Genomic DNA, 15,913 nt, shown 5'->3' on the forward strand with positions numbered 1-15,913 from the left:
ATGATCAGCGCAGCCATTCTATTGAATACCCGGCCCGCTGCACATAGACTCCGGCGATGCGTTTACGTCATATCGAAGTGATTCAGGCCATCTTGCAGACCGGACACCTCGGCACGGCCGCCGAATGGTTGCAACTTTCCGTGGGCGAGGTGGACGCGGCGCTCAAGGACGCCGAGCAGCAATTGGGCTTCATGCTGTTCGCCAGCGTACGCGGGCGCTTGCAGGCCACCCGGGAAACCCTGGAACTGCAGGCGGAAATTGCCCATGTGTATGAGGCCCTGGAGCCGGTGCAACGCCTGGCCAGCCGCCTGAAAAACCATCATGCCCCTACCCTGCGCGTGCTCTGCACACCGCCCCTGGCCAATCAGCTGTTGCCGCAAAGCATTGCGGTATTGCGCCGCCGCTTCCAGGACACGCCCTGCAACCTGTCGAGCCAGCCCACCCGCGAGATCGTCAGGAGCCTGCTGCTGCACGAAGCCGATGTGGGCTTGAGCCTGCATGACCCGGAACACCCGCAGATCCACTGCACCGTACTCGCCCAGGGCAAGCTGCAACTGCTGGCGCCCCATGGCTGGCTGAAACCCAAGCAGAAGTACATTGCGCTGCAGGACCTCGCCGGGCAGTCGATGATCGGCCTGGAGGGCCAGGACCCCCTCAGCCGCCTGCTGGACGCCAAGCTGCAAGCCTTGCGCCCGCTGCCGGTAGTGCAGACGCGGGTGCAGACCTACCAGATGATGCGCAGCATGGTGGAAGCAGGCGAAGGCCTGGCGGTGGTCGACCCGTTCACCGCGTTCGGCGCACGCGAGGCCGGGCTGGATGCGTGCCCGGTGTCGCCGCCGATCATGGTCAGCCTGTATGCGCTGACGCTCAAGGATGGCCCGACCTCCCCGGCGTTGAATGCGTTGCTGGAGATCGTGACGCAGAAGGCCGAGGGTTTGCTGGCGGGTTAAGCGTTGTCGGCTTCGCTTTTGAACAACCGATACCAGAATATCGCCACTTCGCGGGTCTGCGGGTCGATACCGCGATAGCGCAGATGGTCGATGCCGCCCATCACATAGCCGCAACGCTCGTACAAGCGGCAGGCACCGAGGTTGTTGTTCTGGGTTTCGAGCATCATGCCGGGCAGGCTTTTCTTGCGGCTCCAGAACTGCGCCACATCCAGCAGCGCCTTGGCCACCCCATGGCGTCGCGCAGGCAGGGCCACCGCCAACTCGTCGACATGGGCAAAGCCGTTCCAATTGGTGCTGACCACGATGTGCCCCACCGCGCGGTCGTCCAGGTAAGCCATGAAGATCGCACTGTCGGGCGCGTCACGGAAACTGGCGAACTCCTCAGGGTCAATGCCGTAGCACTTGCGGTACGGCAAGATACGCTCCACGGGCCACTGGTCGACCCGCTTGCCCATTTGCGGCTCACCGTAGGCGCTGACCTCAAAGCTGAAGTCATTGCCCCACACGTAGGCATCAAAGCCCTCGTCGGCGACCCGTACACTGAGCCCCGGATACTTCGGGTTCATTACAGCCTGCATAACCATCCTCAACCCTTGATGCAATCGACGGTGTAACAACGACCACTGCCGTCATCTTCGTGTTGCAACCCATGAACATCGGCGACAAAACCGGGGAAACTGCTATCGAACGTCCGGGCAAACGCCAGGTAGTCGATGATCGAGCGCGTCGACTCGGTAAAGCGCTCGCCCGGCATGATCAATGGAATGCCGGGCGGATAAGGCACCAGCATCACGGCTGCGATGCGTCCTGGCAAGGCGTCGATGGAAACCGCCTCCACTTCGCCCCTCACCAATTGGTCGTAGGCGTCGGCGGGCTTCATCGCGATTTCCGGCAATACGGTGTACATGCGCTTCAAATGCTTGGCCGTGGCGTTGCTGCGATAACAGCTGTGCAATTGGTCACACAGGTCGCGCAAGCCCATGCTTTGGTAGCGCGTCGGCCCTTGGGCAAACACCGATGGCAAACAACTGGCCAGGCTGATATTGGCGTCGTAGCTGCGCTTGAATTCCAGCAATTCGGTGAGCAAGGTACTCCATTTACCTTTGGTAATGCCCATGGAGAACAAGACGAGGAAGGAATACAACCCGGTCTTTTCCACCACCAGGCCGCGTTCCCAGAGGAATTTGCTCACCACCGCCGCCGGGATCCCGCAATCGCTCAAGGCCCCGCCGGCATTGAGACCAGGCATTACCAGCGTCACCTTGATCGGGTCCAGCAGCACGTAGTCTTCGGCTACATCACCGAAGCCATGCCAGTCATCCTGGGGGTGCAATAACCAATCAGCGGTGACGACCGTGTCGATCCCCGCCACCGACGGTGGCTGCCAGATGGAAAACCACCAGTCCTCGGCGGCGATATGCTGGCGCAGGTTGGCCAGGGCGCGGCGGAAGCTCAGGGCTTCGTCGAACATCTCCTGCAACAGCGAGCGTCCGGCCGGGCCTTCCATCATCGCCGAGGCCACGTCCAGGGAGGCAATGATGCTGTATTGCGGCGACGTGGAGATATGCATCATGAAGGCTTCGTTGAAACGGTCACGGTCGAGTTGACGTGCGCCGCCATCCTGCACGTGGATCATCGAAGCCTGGCTGAAGGCTGCCAGCAGTTTATGGGTCGAGTGAGTGGTGAACACCAACGGACTGTCCGGCGTGCGCGAGGTACCCATGCCGTAGCGCCCGGCGAAGAACTCATGAAACGCCGCGTAGGCGTACCAGGCCTCATCAAAATGCAGCACCTCGACGCTGTTGCCCAATTGCTGTTTGATCAGCTCGGCGTTGTAGCACAGGCCGTCGTAGGTGGAATTGGTGACCACCGCCATCTTCACTTTCGGCGGGTGGCCACGGGTCAAGGGGCTGGCGTCGATCTTGGCGCGGATCGACTCGGGGCTGAACTCGCTCAGGGGAATCGGGCCGATGATCCCCAGTTCGTTGCGCTCCGGGCACAGGTACAGCGGGATGGCGCCGGTCATGATGATCGAATGCAGCACCGACTTGTGACAATTACGGTCCACCAGCACCAGGTCATCGCGCCCAACCATGGAATGCCAGACGATTTTGTTGGCGGTGGAGGTGCCGTTGATCACGAAGAAGGTGTGGTCGGCGCCAAAGTTGCGCGCGGCGCGCGCTTCAGCTTCGGCCAGCGGCCCGGTGTGATCCAGCAGCGAACCCAGCTCGGGCACCGAGACCGACAAGTCCGAGCGCAGGGTATTTTCCCCAAAGAATTGATGAAACGCCTGCCCCACTGGGCTCTTGCGATAGGCGACGCCGCCGCCATGGCCAGGCGTGTGCCAGGAATAGTTCGAATCCGCCGTGTGCTGCACCAGCGCCTTGAAGAACGGCGGCAACAGGCCATCCAGGTACGTGCGGGCCGCACGGGCGACTTGCCGGGCGAGAAACGGCACGGTGTCTTCGAACAGATACAAGATGCCGCGCAACTGGTTGAGTTCGCTCATGGCGTCGGCGGGCGCGTTTTCCAGGGTGACTTGCTCACCCAAAGCAAAGATCGGCAGGTTGGGCGCCCGCAGCCGCGCCAGGCGGATCAGCTCGACCATGTTCTGCAGCAGGTGGGTGTTTTCGCCAGCGCCTTCGGCGGCGATCAGCATGCACGCCAGGCCATGATGGGTCGACGCCACCAGCCTGCCTTCGGCGTAGTCCACTGCAGAGAAAATACTGAAGCCCTCTTGTTCCAACTCCCGGGCGATGCCTCGGACCCGGTCACCGGCAACGGTGTCGGCCTTGATGTCGCGGTGCACGATCAGGACGGGGAACTTCAGGTCTTTGTACATGAGTGCTTGTCGTCCTGAGGGCTATGCACTCAAGGGTAGAAGCTGGGGGACCATGACGCGAATGAAGATTTACAGGCAATTGAAATCAATTGTGGGAGGGGGCTTGCCCCCTCCCACATTTTTAATCGAGTCCAGCCAGGGGTTATTGCTGGGTCAGCTGGGTCCACAACGCCGGCGCGCCCGCCGACTTGGCGATCGCCTCCAGTCGCGCCGCATGTTCAGCCATATCCTGCTCACTCGCACGGATGATGGTGGTGGGCTTGCGATCAGCCGGCAAACGGCGGATTTCCGAAGGACGGTTGCCGGAGCCTTCCGCCGAGCCGCTGCCATCGGAGGCGTTGCCCGCCAGGGACAGGCTGGTCTGCCCACCGGTCATGGTCAGGTAGACGTCGGCGAGAATCTCGGAGTCGAGCAAGGCGCCGTGGAGTTCACGACCGGAGTTGTCGACGCCGTAGCGCTTGCACAAGGCATCAAGGCTGTTGCGCTGGCCGGGGTGGCGCTCACGGGCCATCATCAAGGTATCGAGGATCGAGCAGTGCTGGGAAATGTCCGCGCGATCGGTCTGCCCCATCAGGGCAAACTCGTTATTGATGAAGCCAACGTCAAACGCTGCGTTATGGATAATCAGCTGGGCGCCGTTGATGAATTCGAAAAACTCATCGGCGACTTCGGCAAAACGCGGCTTGCCCTTGAGGAATTCGTCAGTGATACCGTGGACGCCGATCGCGCCCTCGTCACTGTCACGGTCCGGTTGCAGGTAGACGTGGAAGTGACGACCCGTCAGGCGACGCCCCATCAATTCGACACAGCCGATTTCAATGATCCGGTGGCCGTCGGTCACCGGCATGCCGGTGGTTTCGGTATCGAGTACAACAGATCGGATGGCCATCAGGGTTCAGCTCTCAACGGTGTGGTGTGAGTCAAAGGGCGCAATGTTAACACGTGAGTCAGCATCAGCTCTGCTTGTAGCCCCGCACTTCGTCCACGCCACGGTTGGCCAACTGGTCGGCACGTTCGTTGCCGGGGTGGCCGATATGGCCGCGCACCCACTTCCAGGTGATGTCATGGCGATTGCATTGCTCATCGAGCAGTTGCCACAAATCGGCGTTTTTCACCGGTTCCTTGGCAGCGGTCTTCCACCCGCGCTTCTTCCAGTTGACCATCCACTCGTTGATGCCCTTCATCACGTATTGCGAGTCGGTCACCAGCAGCACATTGCAGCGGCGCTTGAGTTCTTCCAGGCCACGAATGGCGCCCATCAGCTCCATGCGGTTGTTGGTAGTGTTGGCCTCACCGCCCCACAACTCCTTCTCCACGCCTTTGCACACCAGCAACGCGCCCCAGCCGCCGGGGCCCGGGTTGCCCTTGCAGGCGCCATCGGTGAAGAGTTCTACGCTATCGGTCATCGGTTGCTCGGTATCAATTCAAAAAGAGGATTACGCATCGCTTTGCTTGCGGTTGACCTTGGCCATCGGCAATGGCACCAGCTTGCCCATCGGCTCACGCCGCACCTGTTGCACGGGGCGCAGCCCGACCACGATCTTGCGCGCCACCAGCAGATAAAAGCCGCCACCGGACAATTGCCAGGCGCCGGCCCGGCGCTCCCAGCCGGCCAGGCGGCCCTGCCACTTGGTCGACGCGAGCGGCGGACGATAGCACCCGAAGCGGCGTTTCTCCAGCGCGAAGCCCAGCAGGTTCAGCCAGTCGCCCACCCGTTGCGGCGAGATGCAGCGCGCCTGGCGCAGGCCATCATGGGCAAACACATGGCGCAGGCCCCAACTGCTCCAGGGGTTGATCCCCACGATCAGCAAATGGCCACCGGGCCGTACGCTGCTCGCCGCCTCGCGCAGCAAGCCATGGGGCGACAGGCAGAAATCCAGCCCGTGCTGCAACACCACCACATCGGCAGCATGTTCGCTCAACGGCCAGGCCTGTTCCTCGCACACAATCTCCACGCCAGGCAACGGTGCCCCCAAGCGAACATTACGTTGCACCTGCGGCGCGCAGGGCGGCGTTTCGGCCGAGGGGCCGTAGTGCACCAGATAGCCACCAAAGAACCGGCCCAGCTCGTCTTCGAGCATGCGCCGTTCTTCGTCCAGCAGAAATTGCCCGATGGGACCGGACAGCCACTCGCGGGCCGCGCCGATCAGGGCCAGCCACTCAGGATCGGCCTGGGCGAACGCTTTATCAGTCATTGCATTCTCCAACTCGCCTAGACGTTCTAAGATGCACCAATGTGTTCAGCTTGGCGAATCGAAGAATGATACAGATCAGTGCCCTGCCCGCCTTCACCGATAACTACATCTGGTTGTTACAGGACCCTCGCACCCAACGCTGCGCCGTAGTCGACCCCGGCGATGCCGCGCCGGTGCTGGCCTGGCTCGAGCAGAACCCTGGCTGGAGCCTCAGCGACATCCTGATCACCCACCATCACCACGATCACGTCGGCGGTGTCGAACAGCTCAAGCGTGAGACCGACGCCAAGGTCTACGGCCCGGCCAACGAGAAGATCCCGGCCCGGGACGTGGCGTTGCACGATAACGAGCGCATCACGGTACTCGGCTGGGACTTCGACATTTATAGCGTGCCCGGCCACACCCTGGGCCATATCGCCTTTTATCATCCAGGCGTGCTGTTGTGTGGCGACACCCTGTTCGCCGCCGGTTGCGGGCGCCTGTTCGAAGGCACGCCGGAACAGATGCACACCTCCCTCGAACGCCTGGCCGCCCTGCCCGCCGAAACCTTGGTGTACTGCACCCACGAATACACACAGAGTAACCTCAAGTTCGCCCAGGCTGTGGAACCGGATAACACAGATATAGCCGAACGAGTGGAAAACGTACGCCAACTGCGCGCCAGGGGCGAGATCACGCTGCCTTCCAACCTGGCCCTGGAAAAGCTGACCAACCCATTTCTACGCACCTCTGAAACATCCGTTAAACAAAAAGCGGACGAACGGAACGGCCGCGACAACCGCTCTGGGGCCGAGGTGTTTGCTAGCTTGAGGGCCTGGAAAGATAAGTTCTAACGGGAAGCAATCTGATACGTAATTTCTGAATGGTTGACCGGAACCCAGCGGGTTTCTAGAATCGCCCGACATTTTTGCCCGGAACTTACTTCCAGCCAATGTCGTCATCTATTCGTAAATCCAACCATTCAGACGCATTGACCCGCCTGGCTCAAGCTGTGGCGGTGGCTGTGTCCGCCACACTGGCGGGCTGCCAATCAAGCAATTTCACCGCACAATCCACCGTGCAACCCAAGCCAAACCTTACCGCCAAAATCAAACAGAAACCCGTCATCTGGCTTTCAGAAAAACCGACGCCCGATGTGCCCCAGGATGTTTGGGAACGCATGCGCCGGGGCTTTCAGCTGCAGGACGGGTTAGGCGTCAACCCGCGTATCGAGCAACAGCGCCTGTGGTTCGCCAGCAACCCGTCCTTCCTGGAGAACGCCGGAGAACGCGGCAGCCTCTACATTCACTACATCGTCGAACGCCTTGAAGAACGCAACATGCCCCTGGAGCTGGCGCTGCTGCCAGTGATTGAAAGTGCCTACAACCCGATGGCCTATTCGCGCAGCGATGCGGTCGGCCTGTGGCAGTTCATCCCCTCCACCGGGCGCTATTTCAACCTGCGCCAGACCCGCGCCTACGATGGCCGTCGCGACATCACCGCCTCCACCACCGCCGCTCTCGACTACCTGACCCGCCTGCATGACATGTTCAACGGCGACTGGCTGCTGGCCCTGGCCGCCTATAACGCCGGCGAAGGCACAGTGAGCCGAGCCATCGAGCGCAACGAGAAGCTCGGCCTGCCGACCGACTACTGGAACCTGCCGCTGCCCCAGGAAACCAAGGACTACGTGCCCAAGTTCCTGGCGCTGTCCCAAGTGGTGCTGGCACCCGAGGCCTATGGCGTCAACCTGAACCCGATTGCCAACCAGCCGTACTTCGAAGTGGTGGAAGTCAAGCAGAGCATGGACCTGTCCAGGGTTGCCGCGCTGGCCGAGATCGACGAAGACGAACTGTTCCAGCTCAACCCGGCGCTGAAACAACGCACCACCCTGGATGGCCCGCAGCATTTGCTGGTGCCCAGTTCCAAGGCGCAATTGCTGACCAGCACGCTTTCGACGATGAAGCCTGAAGAATTGCTGGCGATGCGTCCTAAAAAGCAGGTGTTCGACGAAGTCGAGACCGCACGGGTGGCCGGGCGTACCCGCAGCTACAAGGTACGCACCGGCGACAACCTGACGCTGATCGCCAAGGCCAACAAGGTCGACGTGCATGACCTGCAGCGCTGGAACAAGCTCAACGGCCAGGCGCTCAAGGTCGGCCAGACCCTGGTGATGCAGGACACGCGCAAGCTGGTGGCCAAGGCCGACAGCAAGAAGCCGGTGCAATACAAGGTCAAGAAAGGCGACTCGTTGTACATCGTCGCCAAGCGCTTCAATGTCGAGATGCAACACCTCAAGCGCTGGAACCCGCGTACCGGCCAGGCCCTGAAGCCTGGGCAGATGCTGGTGGTATCAGGTCCACGCTAAGGTTCAAGAAAACTGGGGAATCCATGTGGGAGGGGGCTTGCCCCCGATAGCAATGTACCAGCCAACAGATTCATCGGCAGGTATACCGCTATCGGGGGCAAGCCCCCTCCCACATTGGCCCTGCATCAGCCGACTGGCTTTTTCCAACCGGAACAAGCTGTTACTGTACCGATCATAAAGCCCAAGCCGCCTGGATCGGATCTCTGACTTGAAGCGTCCCCTCCTTCTACTAATAAGTCTGGCCTTGAGCTTTGCAGCGAACGCGACGATTACCGAGAGCCACGGTTATGCGCAGTTCGGCAGCCTCAAGTACCCGGCCAAATTCACCCACTTCGATTGGGTAAACCCTGCAGCGCCGAAAGGCGGGACTTTGCGGGTCATGGCCTTTGGCACTTTCGACACCCTCAACCCCTATACCTTCAAGGGCTCCAGCCCGGTGTCCACGCCGAACTTCCTGCAATATGGCGTCAATGAGCTGAATGAGCCATTGATGGTTGGCACCGGCCTGTACGCGCCCTCCGGCGATGAACCCACCTCCAGCTATGGGCTGATCGCCCAATCGGTGGAGTACAGCGAGGACCGCAGCTGGGTGGTGTTCAACCTGCGCCCGGAAGCGCGCTTCCACGATGGCAAGCCGATCACTGCGTATGACGTGGCGTTTTCCTATCGCACCTTGCTGACCGAAGGGCACCCGCAATACCGCACCAACCTGCAGGAAGTGGCGCGGGTGGATGTGCTCAACCGACACCGCATCCGCTTTGTGTTCAAGCGTGCCGGCAACCCCTTGCTGATCCTGCGCCTGGGCGAATTGCCGGTATTGCCCCAGCACTACTGGAAAAACCGCGACTTCAAGGCCACCACCTTCGAACCGCCCCTGGGCAGCGGCCCCTACCGCATCAGCAAGGTCACGCCCGGGCGGCAACTGGTGTTCGAACGGGTCAAGGATTACTGGGGCAAGGACCTGCCGGTGAACCAGGGCTTCTATAACTACGACAAGGTCGAGGTGGAGTTCTACCGCGACAGCGATGTGGCCTTCGAAGCCTTCAAGGCCGGTGAGTTCGATATCTACATCGAGCACCAGGCCAAGAACTGGGCCAATGGCTACAACTTCCCGGCGGTGAACCGGGGTGACGTGATCAAGGCGCAGATCGCCCACCAGATCCCGACCCAGAGCCAGGGCCTGTTCATGAACACGCGGCGGCCCACCTTCAGCCAGACCAAAGTGCGTGAAGCCCTGGGGCTGATGTTCGACTTCGAGTGGACCAACCGCACCCTGTTCAGCAGTGCGTACAAGCGCACCTTGAGCTACTACCCCAATAGCGAATTCGCCGCCACCGGCGTGCCCACCGGCCATGAATGGCTGATGCTTTCGCCGTACCGCGAGCAACTGCCGGCCAACCTGTTCACGCAAGCCTTCAGCCTGCCCCAGACCGACGGGCGCGGCATCCCCCGCGAAACCATGCGCCGCGCGCTGGCCCTGCTTGGCGAGGCCGGCTGGAAGCTGTCCGGGCAGCGCCTGGTGAACAAGGATGGCCAGCCGCTACGCTTCGAGATCCTGCTGGTCAACCCGAACCTGGAGCGCATCCTGCAGCCCTATGTCGAGAACCTGATCAGCATCGGCATCGACGCGCGCCTGCGCAGCGTCGACCGCGCCCAATACAAGCAGCGCCTGGATCAATTCGACTTCGACATGATCCTGATCACCCTCAACCAGACCTTGAGCCCGGGCCTTGAGCAGTGGCAGTACTTCCACTCCAGCCAGGCGGCGATCAAGGGCAGCAAGAACTACGCAGGCATCAATAACCCGATTGTCGATCACCTGCTGGAACAACTGCTGGCCGCCAAGACCCGCGAAGAGCAACTGGCCGCCGGCCGTGCCCTCGACCGGGTGCTGCTGTGGCAGCACTACAGCATTCCCAACTGGTACCTCAACTATCATCGCCTGGCGTACCGCGACCGGTTCGCCTTTGTCACCACGCCGCCCTACAGCCTGGGCCTGAGCGCGTGGTGGCTGAAAGCTTCGGAGAAAGCCCAATGATATCTTTGCGTACTGCCCTGCTCGGCAGCCTGCTGCTGTGCACTGCGGCCCACGCCGCCCCGCAACATGCGTTGACGCTGTACAACGAACCGCCGAAATACCCCGCCGACTTCAAGCACTTCGACTACGTCAACCCGGACGCGCCCAAGGGTGGCACGTTCCGCGAGTCGGCCATGGGCGGCTTCGACAGCCTCAACCCCTATATCAGCAAAGGTGTACCGGCCGACAACCTGGGCCTGATCTACGACACCCTGGCCATGCAAAGCCTGGACGAGCCCATCACCGAATACGGCCTGGTCGCCGGCAAGATCGAAAAAGCTCCGGACAACAGCTGGGTACGTTTCTACCTGCGCCCGGAAGCGCGCTTCCATGATGGCCACCCGATCCGCGCCGAGGACGTGGTGTTTACTTTCCAGGAACTGATCAAGGAAGGCTCGCCGATCTACCGCACCTATTACGCCGACGTCGACGAAGTGATCGCCGAAGACCCGCTCAAGGTTCTGTTCAAGTTCAAGCGCACCAATAACCGTGAATTACCGCTGATCCTCGGGCAACTGCCGGTATTGCCCAAGCACTGGTGGGCCACCCGCGACTTTGCCAAGGGCAATCTGGAAGTACCGCTGGGCAGCGGGCCGTACAAGGTCGCCGAGGTCAAGGCCGGGCGCATGATCCGCTACGAGCGGGTCAAGGATTACTGGGCCAAGGACCTGCCCATCACTAAGGGTTTCTACAACTTCGACAACCGCATCACCGACTACTACCGCGACAGCACCGTGTCGCTGGAGGCGTTGAAGGCTGGGCAGTTCGACTACTGGCTGGAATTCAGCGCGAAGAACTGGGCCAATGCCTACAACATTCCCGCCGTTGCCCAGGGCCGGCTGATCAAGGAAGAAATCCCCAACGGCAACCCCACCGGGATGCAGGGCTTTGTGTTCAACATGCGCAAACCGATGTTCCAGGATGTGCGCGTGCGCAAGGCCATCAGCCTGTTGCTGGATTTCGAGTGGAGCAACAAACAGCTGTTCAACGGTGCCTATACCAGAACGCGCAGTTATTTCGAAAACTCGGAAATGGCCGCCACCGGCCTGCCCGGCCCGGATGAACTGGCGATTCTCGAGCCCCTGCGCGACAAGATCCCGCCCGAAGTCTTCACCCAGGCCTTCGAACCCTCCAGGACCGACGGCAGCGGCATGATCCGCGCCCAGCAGCGCGAAGCCTACCAACTGCTGCAGGAAGCCGGCTGGCGCATCGTCGATGACAAGATGGTCGACACCACCGGCAAACCGGTGACTATCGAATTCCTGCTGGCCCAGACCGAGTTCGAACGCATCCTGCTACCGTTCAAGCGCAACCTGGCCGACCTGGGCATCAACCTGGTGATCCGCCGGGTCGACGTGTCGCAGTTCATCAACCGTATCCGCTCGCGGGACTTCGACATGCTGGTGGGCAGCTTCCCGCAGTCCACTTCACCGGGCAACGAACAGCGCGAGTTCTGGAAATCGTCCAGCGCTGACAAGCCCGGCAGCCGCAACTACATGGGCCTCAAGGACCCGGCCATCGACCAGTTGGTGGAAGAGCTGATCGACGCCGATTCGCGCAAAAGTCTGGTGGCGCATGCCAAGGCCCTGGACCGCGTGTTGCAGTTCGGCTACTACGTGATCCCCAACTGGCACATCAAGACCTTCCGCGTGGCGTACTGGGATCACCTGGGCCACCCGAAGGTCCCACCGCGCTACGACGTCGGCACCGCCACCTGGTGGGCCAAGCCCGACGTCAAACCGGCCGTCATCCCAGACACCAACACCAGCGCCGATCCGGCGAGTGGAGGCGATTAAATGCTGGCCTATATCTTTCGCCGCCTGTTGCTGATCATCCCCACACTGTTCGGGATCCTGCTGATCAACTTCGTCATCATCCAGGCTGCCCCCGGTGGCCCTGTGGAGCAGATGATCGCCAAGCTTGAAGGTTTTGAAGGCGCCACCAGCCGCATTGCCGGCGGCGGCGCCGAAGTGTCGGTGGCCGGTTCCAGCAGCTACCGTGGCGCCCAGGGCCTGGACCCGGCGCTGATCAAGGAAATCGAGAAGATGTACGGCTTCGACAAGTCGGCGCCTGAACGCCTGTGGATCATGGTCAAGAACTACGCCCAATTGGATTTTGGCGACAGCTTCTTCCGCGACGCCAAGGTCATCGATCTGATCAAGGAAAAGATGCCGGTGTCCATTTCCCTCGGGTTATGGAGCACGCTGATCATGTACCTGGTGTCGATCCCCCTGGGGATTGCCAAGGCCACGCGGCATGGCAGCCATTTCGACGTGTGGACCAGCTCGGCGATCATCGTCGGCTACGCGATCCCGGCGTTCCTGTTTGCGATCCTGCTGATCGTGGTGTTTGCCGGCGGCAGTTACCTGGACTGGTTCCCGTTGCGTGGGCTCACCTCTAACAACTTCGATGAGCTGAGCTGGGGCGGCAAGATCCTCGATTACTTCTGGCACCTCGCGCTGCCCATCACGGCCCTGGTGATCGGCAACTTCGCCACCATGACCCTGCTGACCAAGAACAGCTTCCTTGACGAGATCAACAAACAGTATGTGGTCACCGCAAAAGCCAAGGGCCTGACCAACCACCGTGTGCTCTACGGCCATGTGTTCCGCAACGCGATGCTGCTGGTGATCGCCGGTTTCCCCTCGGCCTTCATCGGGATCTTCTTCACCGGTTCGTTGCTGGTGGAGGTGATCTTCTCCCTCGACGGCCTGGGCCTGATGAGCTTTGAAGCGGCGATCAACCGCGACTACCCGGTGGTGTTCGGCACGCTGTTCATCTTCACCCTGCTGGGGCTGATCGTGAAACTGATCGGCGACCTCACCTACACCCTGGTCGATCCGCGTATCGACTTTGCCAGCCGGGAGCATTGAGATGAACCTGTCCCCCCTCAATCGCCGTCGGTTCGAACGTTTCAAGGCCAACAAGCGTGGCTGGTGGTCGCTGTGGCTGTTCCTGATCCTGTTCGTGCTGAGCCTGGGCGCCGAGCTGATCGCCAACGACAAACCCCTGGTCGTGCATTACGACGGTGGCTGGTACTTCCCGGCGCTCAAGCGCTACCCGGAGACCACATTCGGCGGCGAATTCCCGCTGGAGGCCAACTACAAGAGCCCGTACATCCAGGAGCTGCTCAAGGCCAAGGACGCCTGGACCTTGTGGGCGCCGATCCCGTTCAGCTACCAGAGCATCAACTACGACCTCAAGGTGCCGGCCCCCGCGCCGCCTTCCAGTGTCAACCTGCTGGGCACCGATGACCAGGGCCGCGATGTGCTGGCGCGGGTCATCTACGGCTTCCGCGTGTCGGTGCTGTTCGCCCTGACCCTCACCGTGCTCAGCTCGATCATCGGCGTGATCGCCGGGGCGCTGCAGGGTTTCTACGGCGGCTGGGTCGACCTGGCCGGGCAGCGCTTCCTGGAGATCTGGTCCGGGTTGCCGGTGCTGTACCTGTTGATCATCCTCGCCAGCTTCGTGCAGCCCAACTTCTGGTGGCTGCTGGGGATCATGCTGCTGTTCTCGTGGATGAGCCTGGTGGACGTGGTACGCGCCGAGTTCCTGCGCGGGCGCAACCTGGAATATGTGCGCGCCGCCAGGGCCCTGGGCATGCAGAACGGCGCGATCATGTTCCGCCATATTTTGCCCAATGCGATGGTGTCGACCATGACCTTCATGCCGTTCATCCTCACCGGCGCTATCGGTACGCTGACCGCTCTGGACTTCCTCGGCTTCGGTTTGCCCGCCGGTTCGCCGTCGCTGGGTGAACTGGTGGCCCAGGGCAAATCCAATCTGCAAGCGCCGTGGCTGGGCATGAGTGCCTTTGCCGTGCTGGCGATCATGTTGAGTTTGCTGGTGTTTATCGGCGAGTCCGCTCGCGATGCCTTCGACCCGAGGAAATGAGATGAATCAGGACAATCTGATCGAAATCCGCGACCTCTCCGTCGAGTTCGTCACGGGCGAACACCACCACCGCGTGGTGAACAATGTCAGCTTCGATATCAAGCGCGGTGAAACCATCGCACTGGTGGGTGAAAGCGGCTCGGGCAAATCGGTGACCGCTCACTCGATCCTGCGCCTGCTGCCCTACCCGCTGGCACGTCACCCCTCTGGCACCATCGAGTATGCCGGGCAGGACCTGCTGACCCTGAAAGAAAAAACCATCCGCCACATACGCGGCAACCGCATTGCGATGATCTTCCAGGAGCCGATGACCTCCTTGAACCCGCTGCACACCATCGAAAAGCAGATCAACGAAGTACTGGGCCTGCACAAGGGGCTGCAAGGCAAGGTCGCCACCCAGCGCACCCTGGAGCTGCTGGACCTGGTGGGTATTCCCGAGCCGCACAGGCGCCTCAAGGCCCTGCCCCATGAACTGTCCGGCGGCCAGCGCCAGCGGGTGATGATTGCCATGGCCTTGGCCAATGAGCCGGAGTTGCTGATCGCCGATGAACCGACCACTGCACTCGACGTGACGGTGCAATTGAAGATCCTGGAATTGCTCAAGGAATTGCAGGCACGCCTGGGCATGGCGCTGTTGCTGATCAGCCATGACCTTAACCTGGTGCGCCGGATTGCCCACCGCGTATGCGTGATGCAAAAGGGCTGCATCGTCGAGCAGGCGGAGTGCGAGACGCTGTTCCAGTCGCCCCAGCACCCGTACACCCAGGAGTTGTTAGCGGCCGAACCCAGCGGCGGCCCGGCGACCAACGAGGTTGGCCCACCGTTACTGGAGGTCGATGACCTGAAAGTGTGGTTCCCGATCAAGAAAGGTTTTTTGCGCAATACGGTTGACTACGTCAAGGCGGTGGACGGTATCAACTTCAGCCTGCCTCAGGGGCAGACCCTGGGCATCGTCGGTGAAAGCGGCTCGGGCAAGTCCACCCTGGGCCTGGCGATCCTGCGGTTGATCGCCAGCAAGGGCGGCATTCGTTTTGAAGGCCAGCAACTGGACACGCTCAGCCAGCAGCAGGTGCGCCCGTTGCGCCGGGAAATGCAGGTGGTGTTCCAGGACCCGTTCGGCAGCCTGAGCCCGCGTATGTGCGTCAGTGAGATCGTCGGCGAAGGCTTGCGCATCCACAAGATGGGCACGCCGGCCGAACAGGAGGCGGCGATTATCGCGGCGCTCAAGGAAGTGGGCCTGGACCCGGAGTCCCGGCATCGCTACCCCCATGAGTTCTCCGGCGGCCAACGGCAACGCATCGCCATCGCCCGCGCGCTGGTGCTCAAGCCACGCTTGATCCTGCTCGACGAGCCCACCTCGGCCCTCGACCGCACGGTGCAACGCCAGGTGGTGGAACTGCTGCGCAGCCTGCAGGCCAAGTACAACCTGACCTACCTGTTCATCAGCCATGACCTGGCGGTGGTGAAGGCGTTGAGTCACCAGTTGATGGTGGTCAAGCATGGGCAGGTGGTGGAACAAGGGGATGCCAAGGCGATCTTTGCCGACCCGCAACATGCCTACACCCGGCAACTGCTGGAGGCGGCGTTCCTGGTTCCAGCCTGACACCC

At 61.4% G+C, this 15,913-nt stretch carries 13 protein-coding genes; 8 read left to right on the plus strand and 5 right to left on the minus strand.

The annotated features are described in order from the left end of the window. The first annotated feature begins 56 nt into the window (after nt 1-56). A complete protein-coding gene (locus M2497_RS17720) occupies nt 57-950 on the plus strand; it encodes a LysR substrate-binding domain-containing protein (protein WP_248482002.1) in 894 nt (297 codons plus the stop codon). Here M2497_RS17720 and M2497_RS17725 read toward each other — a convergent pair. From M2497_RS17725 to M2497_RS17745, 5 genes are all read right to left on the minus strand, one after another. Continuing rightward, complete coding sequence (locus tag M2497_RS17725) at nt 947-1,528, minus strand: GNAT family N-acetyltransferase (RefSeq protein WP_248482005.1); 582 nt, start codon at nt 1,526-1,528, stop codon at nt 947-949. The genes M2497_RS17720 and M2497_RS17725 overlap by 4 nt on opposite strands. An 8-nt stretch (nt 1,529-1,536) precedes the next feature. Beyond that, nucleotides 1,537-3,792 carry an Orn/Lys/Arg decarboxylase N-terminal domain-containing protein gene (locus M2497_RS17730; RefSeq protein WP_248482007.1) on the minus strand — a complete coding sequence of 752 codons (2,256 nt, stop codon included), beginning with the start codon at nt 3,790-3,792 and terminating at the stop codon, nt 1,537-1,539. 142 nt (nt 3,793-3,934) lie between these two features. Beyond that, nucleotides 3,935-4,675, minus strand: a complete 741-nt coding sequence (gene dnaQ / locus M2497_RS17735) for a DNA polymerase III subunit epsilon (RefSeq protein ID WP_248488224.1) — start codon at nt 4,673-4,675, stop codon at nt 3,935-3,937. Nucleotides 4,676-4,745: 70 nt separating this feature from the next. Then, entirely contained in the window at nt 4,746-5,198 is a 453-nt protein-coding gene (gene rnhA / locus M2497_RS17740) for a ribonuclease HI (RefSeq protein WP_003173571.1), read from the minus strand. Between the two features lie 30 nt (nt 5,199-5,228). Then, nucleotides 5,229-5,987: a methyltransferase domain-containing protein gene (locus M2497_RS17745; RefSeq protein WP_248482009.1), complete on the minus strand. Its 759-nt coding sequence runs from the start codon at nt 5,985-5,987 to the stop codon at nt 5,229-5,231. A 65-nt stretch (nt 5,988-6,052) separates the two neighbouring features. Between M2497_RS17745 and gloB the strand changes: the two genes are divergently transcribed. From gloB to M2497_RS17780, 7 genes are all read left to right on the plus strand, one after another. Continuing rightward, nucleotides 6,053-6,820, plus strand: coding sequence for a hydroxyacylglutathione hydrolase (gloB, locus tag M2497_RS17750; RefSeq protein ID WP_248482011.1), 768 nt, complete (start codon nt 6,053-6,055; stop codon nt 6,818-6,820). Between the two features lie 98 nt (nt 6,821-6,918). Then, complete coding sequence (locus M2497_RS17755; RefSeq protein ID WP_248482013.1) at nt 6,919-8,334, plus strand: lytic transglycosylase domain-containing protein; 1,416 nt, start codon at nt 6,919-6,921, stop codon at nt 8,332-8,334. Between the two features lie 208 nt (nt 8,335-8,542). After that, entirely contained in the window at nt 8,543-10,372 is a 1,830-nt protein-coding gene (locus M2497_RS17760) for an extracellular solute-binding protein (RefSeq protein WP_248482015.1), read from the plus strand. Then, on the plus strand, nt 10,369-12,207 hold the full coding sequence (locus M2497_RS17765; RefSeq protein WP_248482017.1) for an extracellular solute-binding protein: 1,839 nt from the start codon (nt 10,369-10,371) through the stop codon (nt 12,205-12,207). Before M2497_RS17760 ends, M2497_RS17765 begins: the two co-directional genes overlap by 4 nt. Next, nucleotides 12,208-13,284 (plus strand): microcin C ABC transporter permease YejB, encoded by a 1,077-nt coding sequence (locus M2497_RS17770; RefSeq protein WP_033902277.1) that lies wholly within the window; start codon nt 12,208-12,210, stop codon nt 13,282-13,284. A 1-nt stretch (nt 13,285) separates the two neighbouring features. Beyond that, entirely contained in the window at nt 13,286-14,305 is a 1,020-nt protein-coding gene (locus tag M2497_RS17775) for an ABC transporter permease (protein ID WP_177052979.1), read from the plus strand. 1 nt (nt 14,306) lies between these two features. Beyond that, the gene (locus M2497_RS17780; protein WP_248482019.1) at nt 14,307-15,908 is read left to right on the plus strand and encodes an ABC transporter ATP-binding protein; all 1,602 of its coding nucleotides are present in this window, start codon (nt 14,307-14,309) and stop codon (nt 15,906-15,908) included. Nucleotides 15,909-15,913: the final 5 nt, after the last annotated feature.

Origin of the sequence: Pseudomonas sp. CYM-20-01 (assembly GCF_023169845.1) — a bacterium.
Taxonomy (GTDB): Bacteria; Pseudomonadota; Gammaproteobacteria; order Pseudomonadales; family Pseudomonadaceae; genus Aquipseudomonas; species Aquipseudomonas azotoformans.

Excerpts from the sequence above, each read along its gene's own strand:
- M2497_RS17720 (WP_248482002.1), top strand. The coding sequence starts at position 57 with ATGCGTTTACGTCATATCGAAGTGATTCAGGCCATCTTGCAGACCGGA.
- M2497_RS17725 (WP_248482005.1), bottom strand. The coding sequence starts at position 1,528 with ATGCAGGCTGTAATGAACCCGAAGTATCCGGGGCTCAGTGTACGGGTC.
- M2497_RS17730 (WP_248482007.1), bottom strand. The coding sequence starts at position 3,792 with ATGTACAAAGACCTGAAGTTCCCCGTCCTGATCGTGCACCGCGACATC.
- rnhA (WP_003173571.1), bottom strand. The coding sequence starts at position 5,198 with ATGACCGATAGCGTAGAACTCTTCACCGATGGCGCCTGCAAGGGCAAC.
- M2497_RS17745 (WP_248482009.1), bottom strand. The coding sequence starts at position 5,987 with ATGACTGATAAAGCGTTCGCCCAGGCCGATCCTGAGTGGCTGGCCCTG.
- gloB (WP_248482011.1), top strand. The coding sequence starts at position 6,053 with ATGATACAGATCAGTGCCCTGCCCGCCTTCACCGATAACTACATCTGG.
- M2497_RS17755 (WP_248482013.1), top strand. The coding sequence starts at position 6,919 with ATGTCGTCATCTATTCGTAAATCCAACCATTCAGACGCATTGACCCGC.
- M2497_RS17765 (WP_248482017.1), top strand. The coding sequence starts at position 10,369 with ATGATATCTTTGCGTACTGCCCTGCTCGGCAGCCTGCTGCTGTGCACT.
- M2497_RS17770 (WP_033902277.1), top strand. The coding sequence starts at position 12,208 with ATGCTGGCCTATATCTTTCGCCGCCTGTTGCTGATCATCCCCACACTG.
- M2497_RS17775 (WP_177052979.1), top strand. The coding sequence starts at position 13,286 with ATGAACCTGTCCCCCCTCAATCGCCGTCGGTTCGAACGTTTCAAGGCC.
- M2497_RS17780 (WP_248482019.1), top strand. The coding sequence starts at position 14,307 with ATGAATCAGGACAATCTGATCGAAATCCGCGACCTCTCCGTCGAGTTC.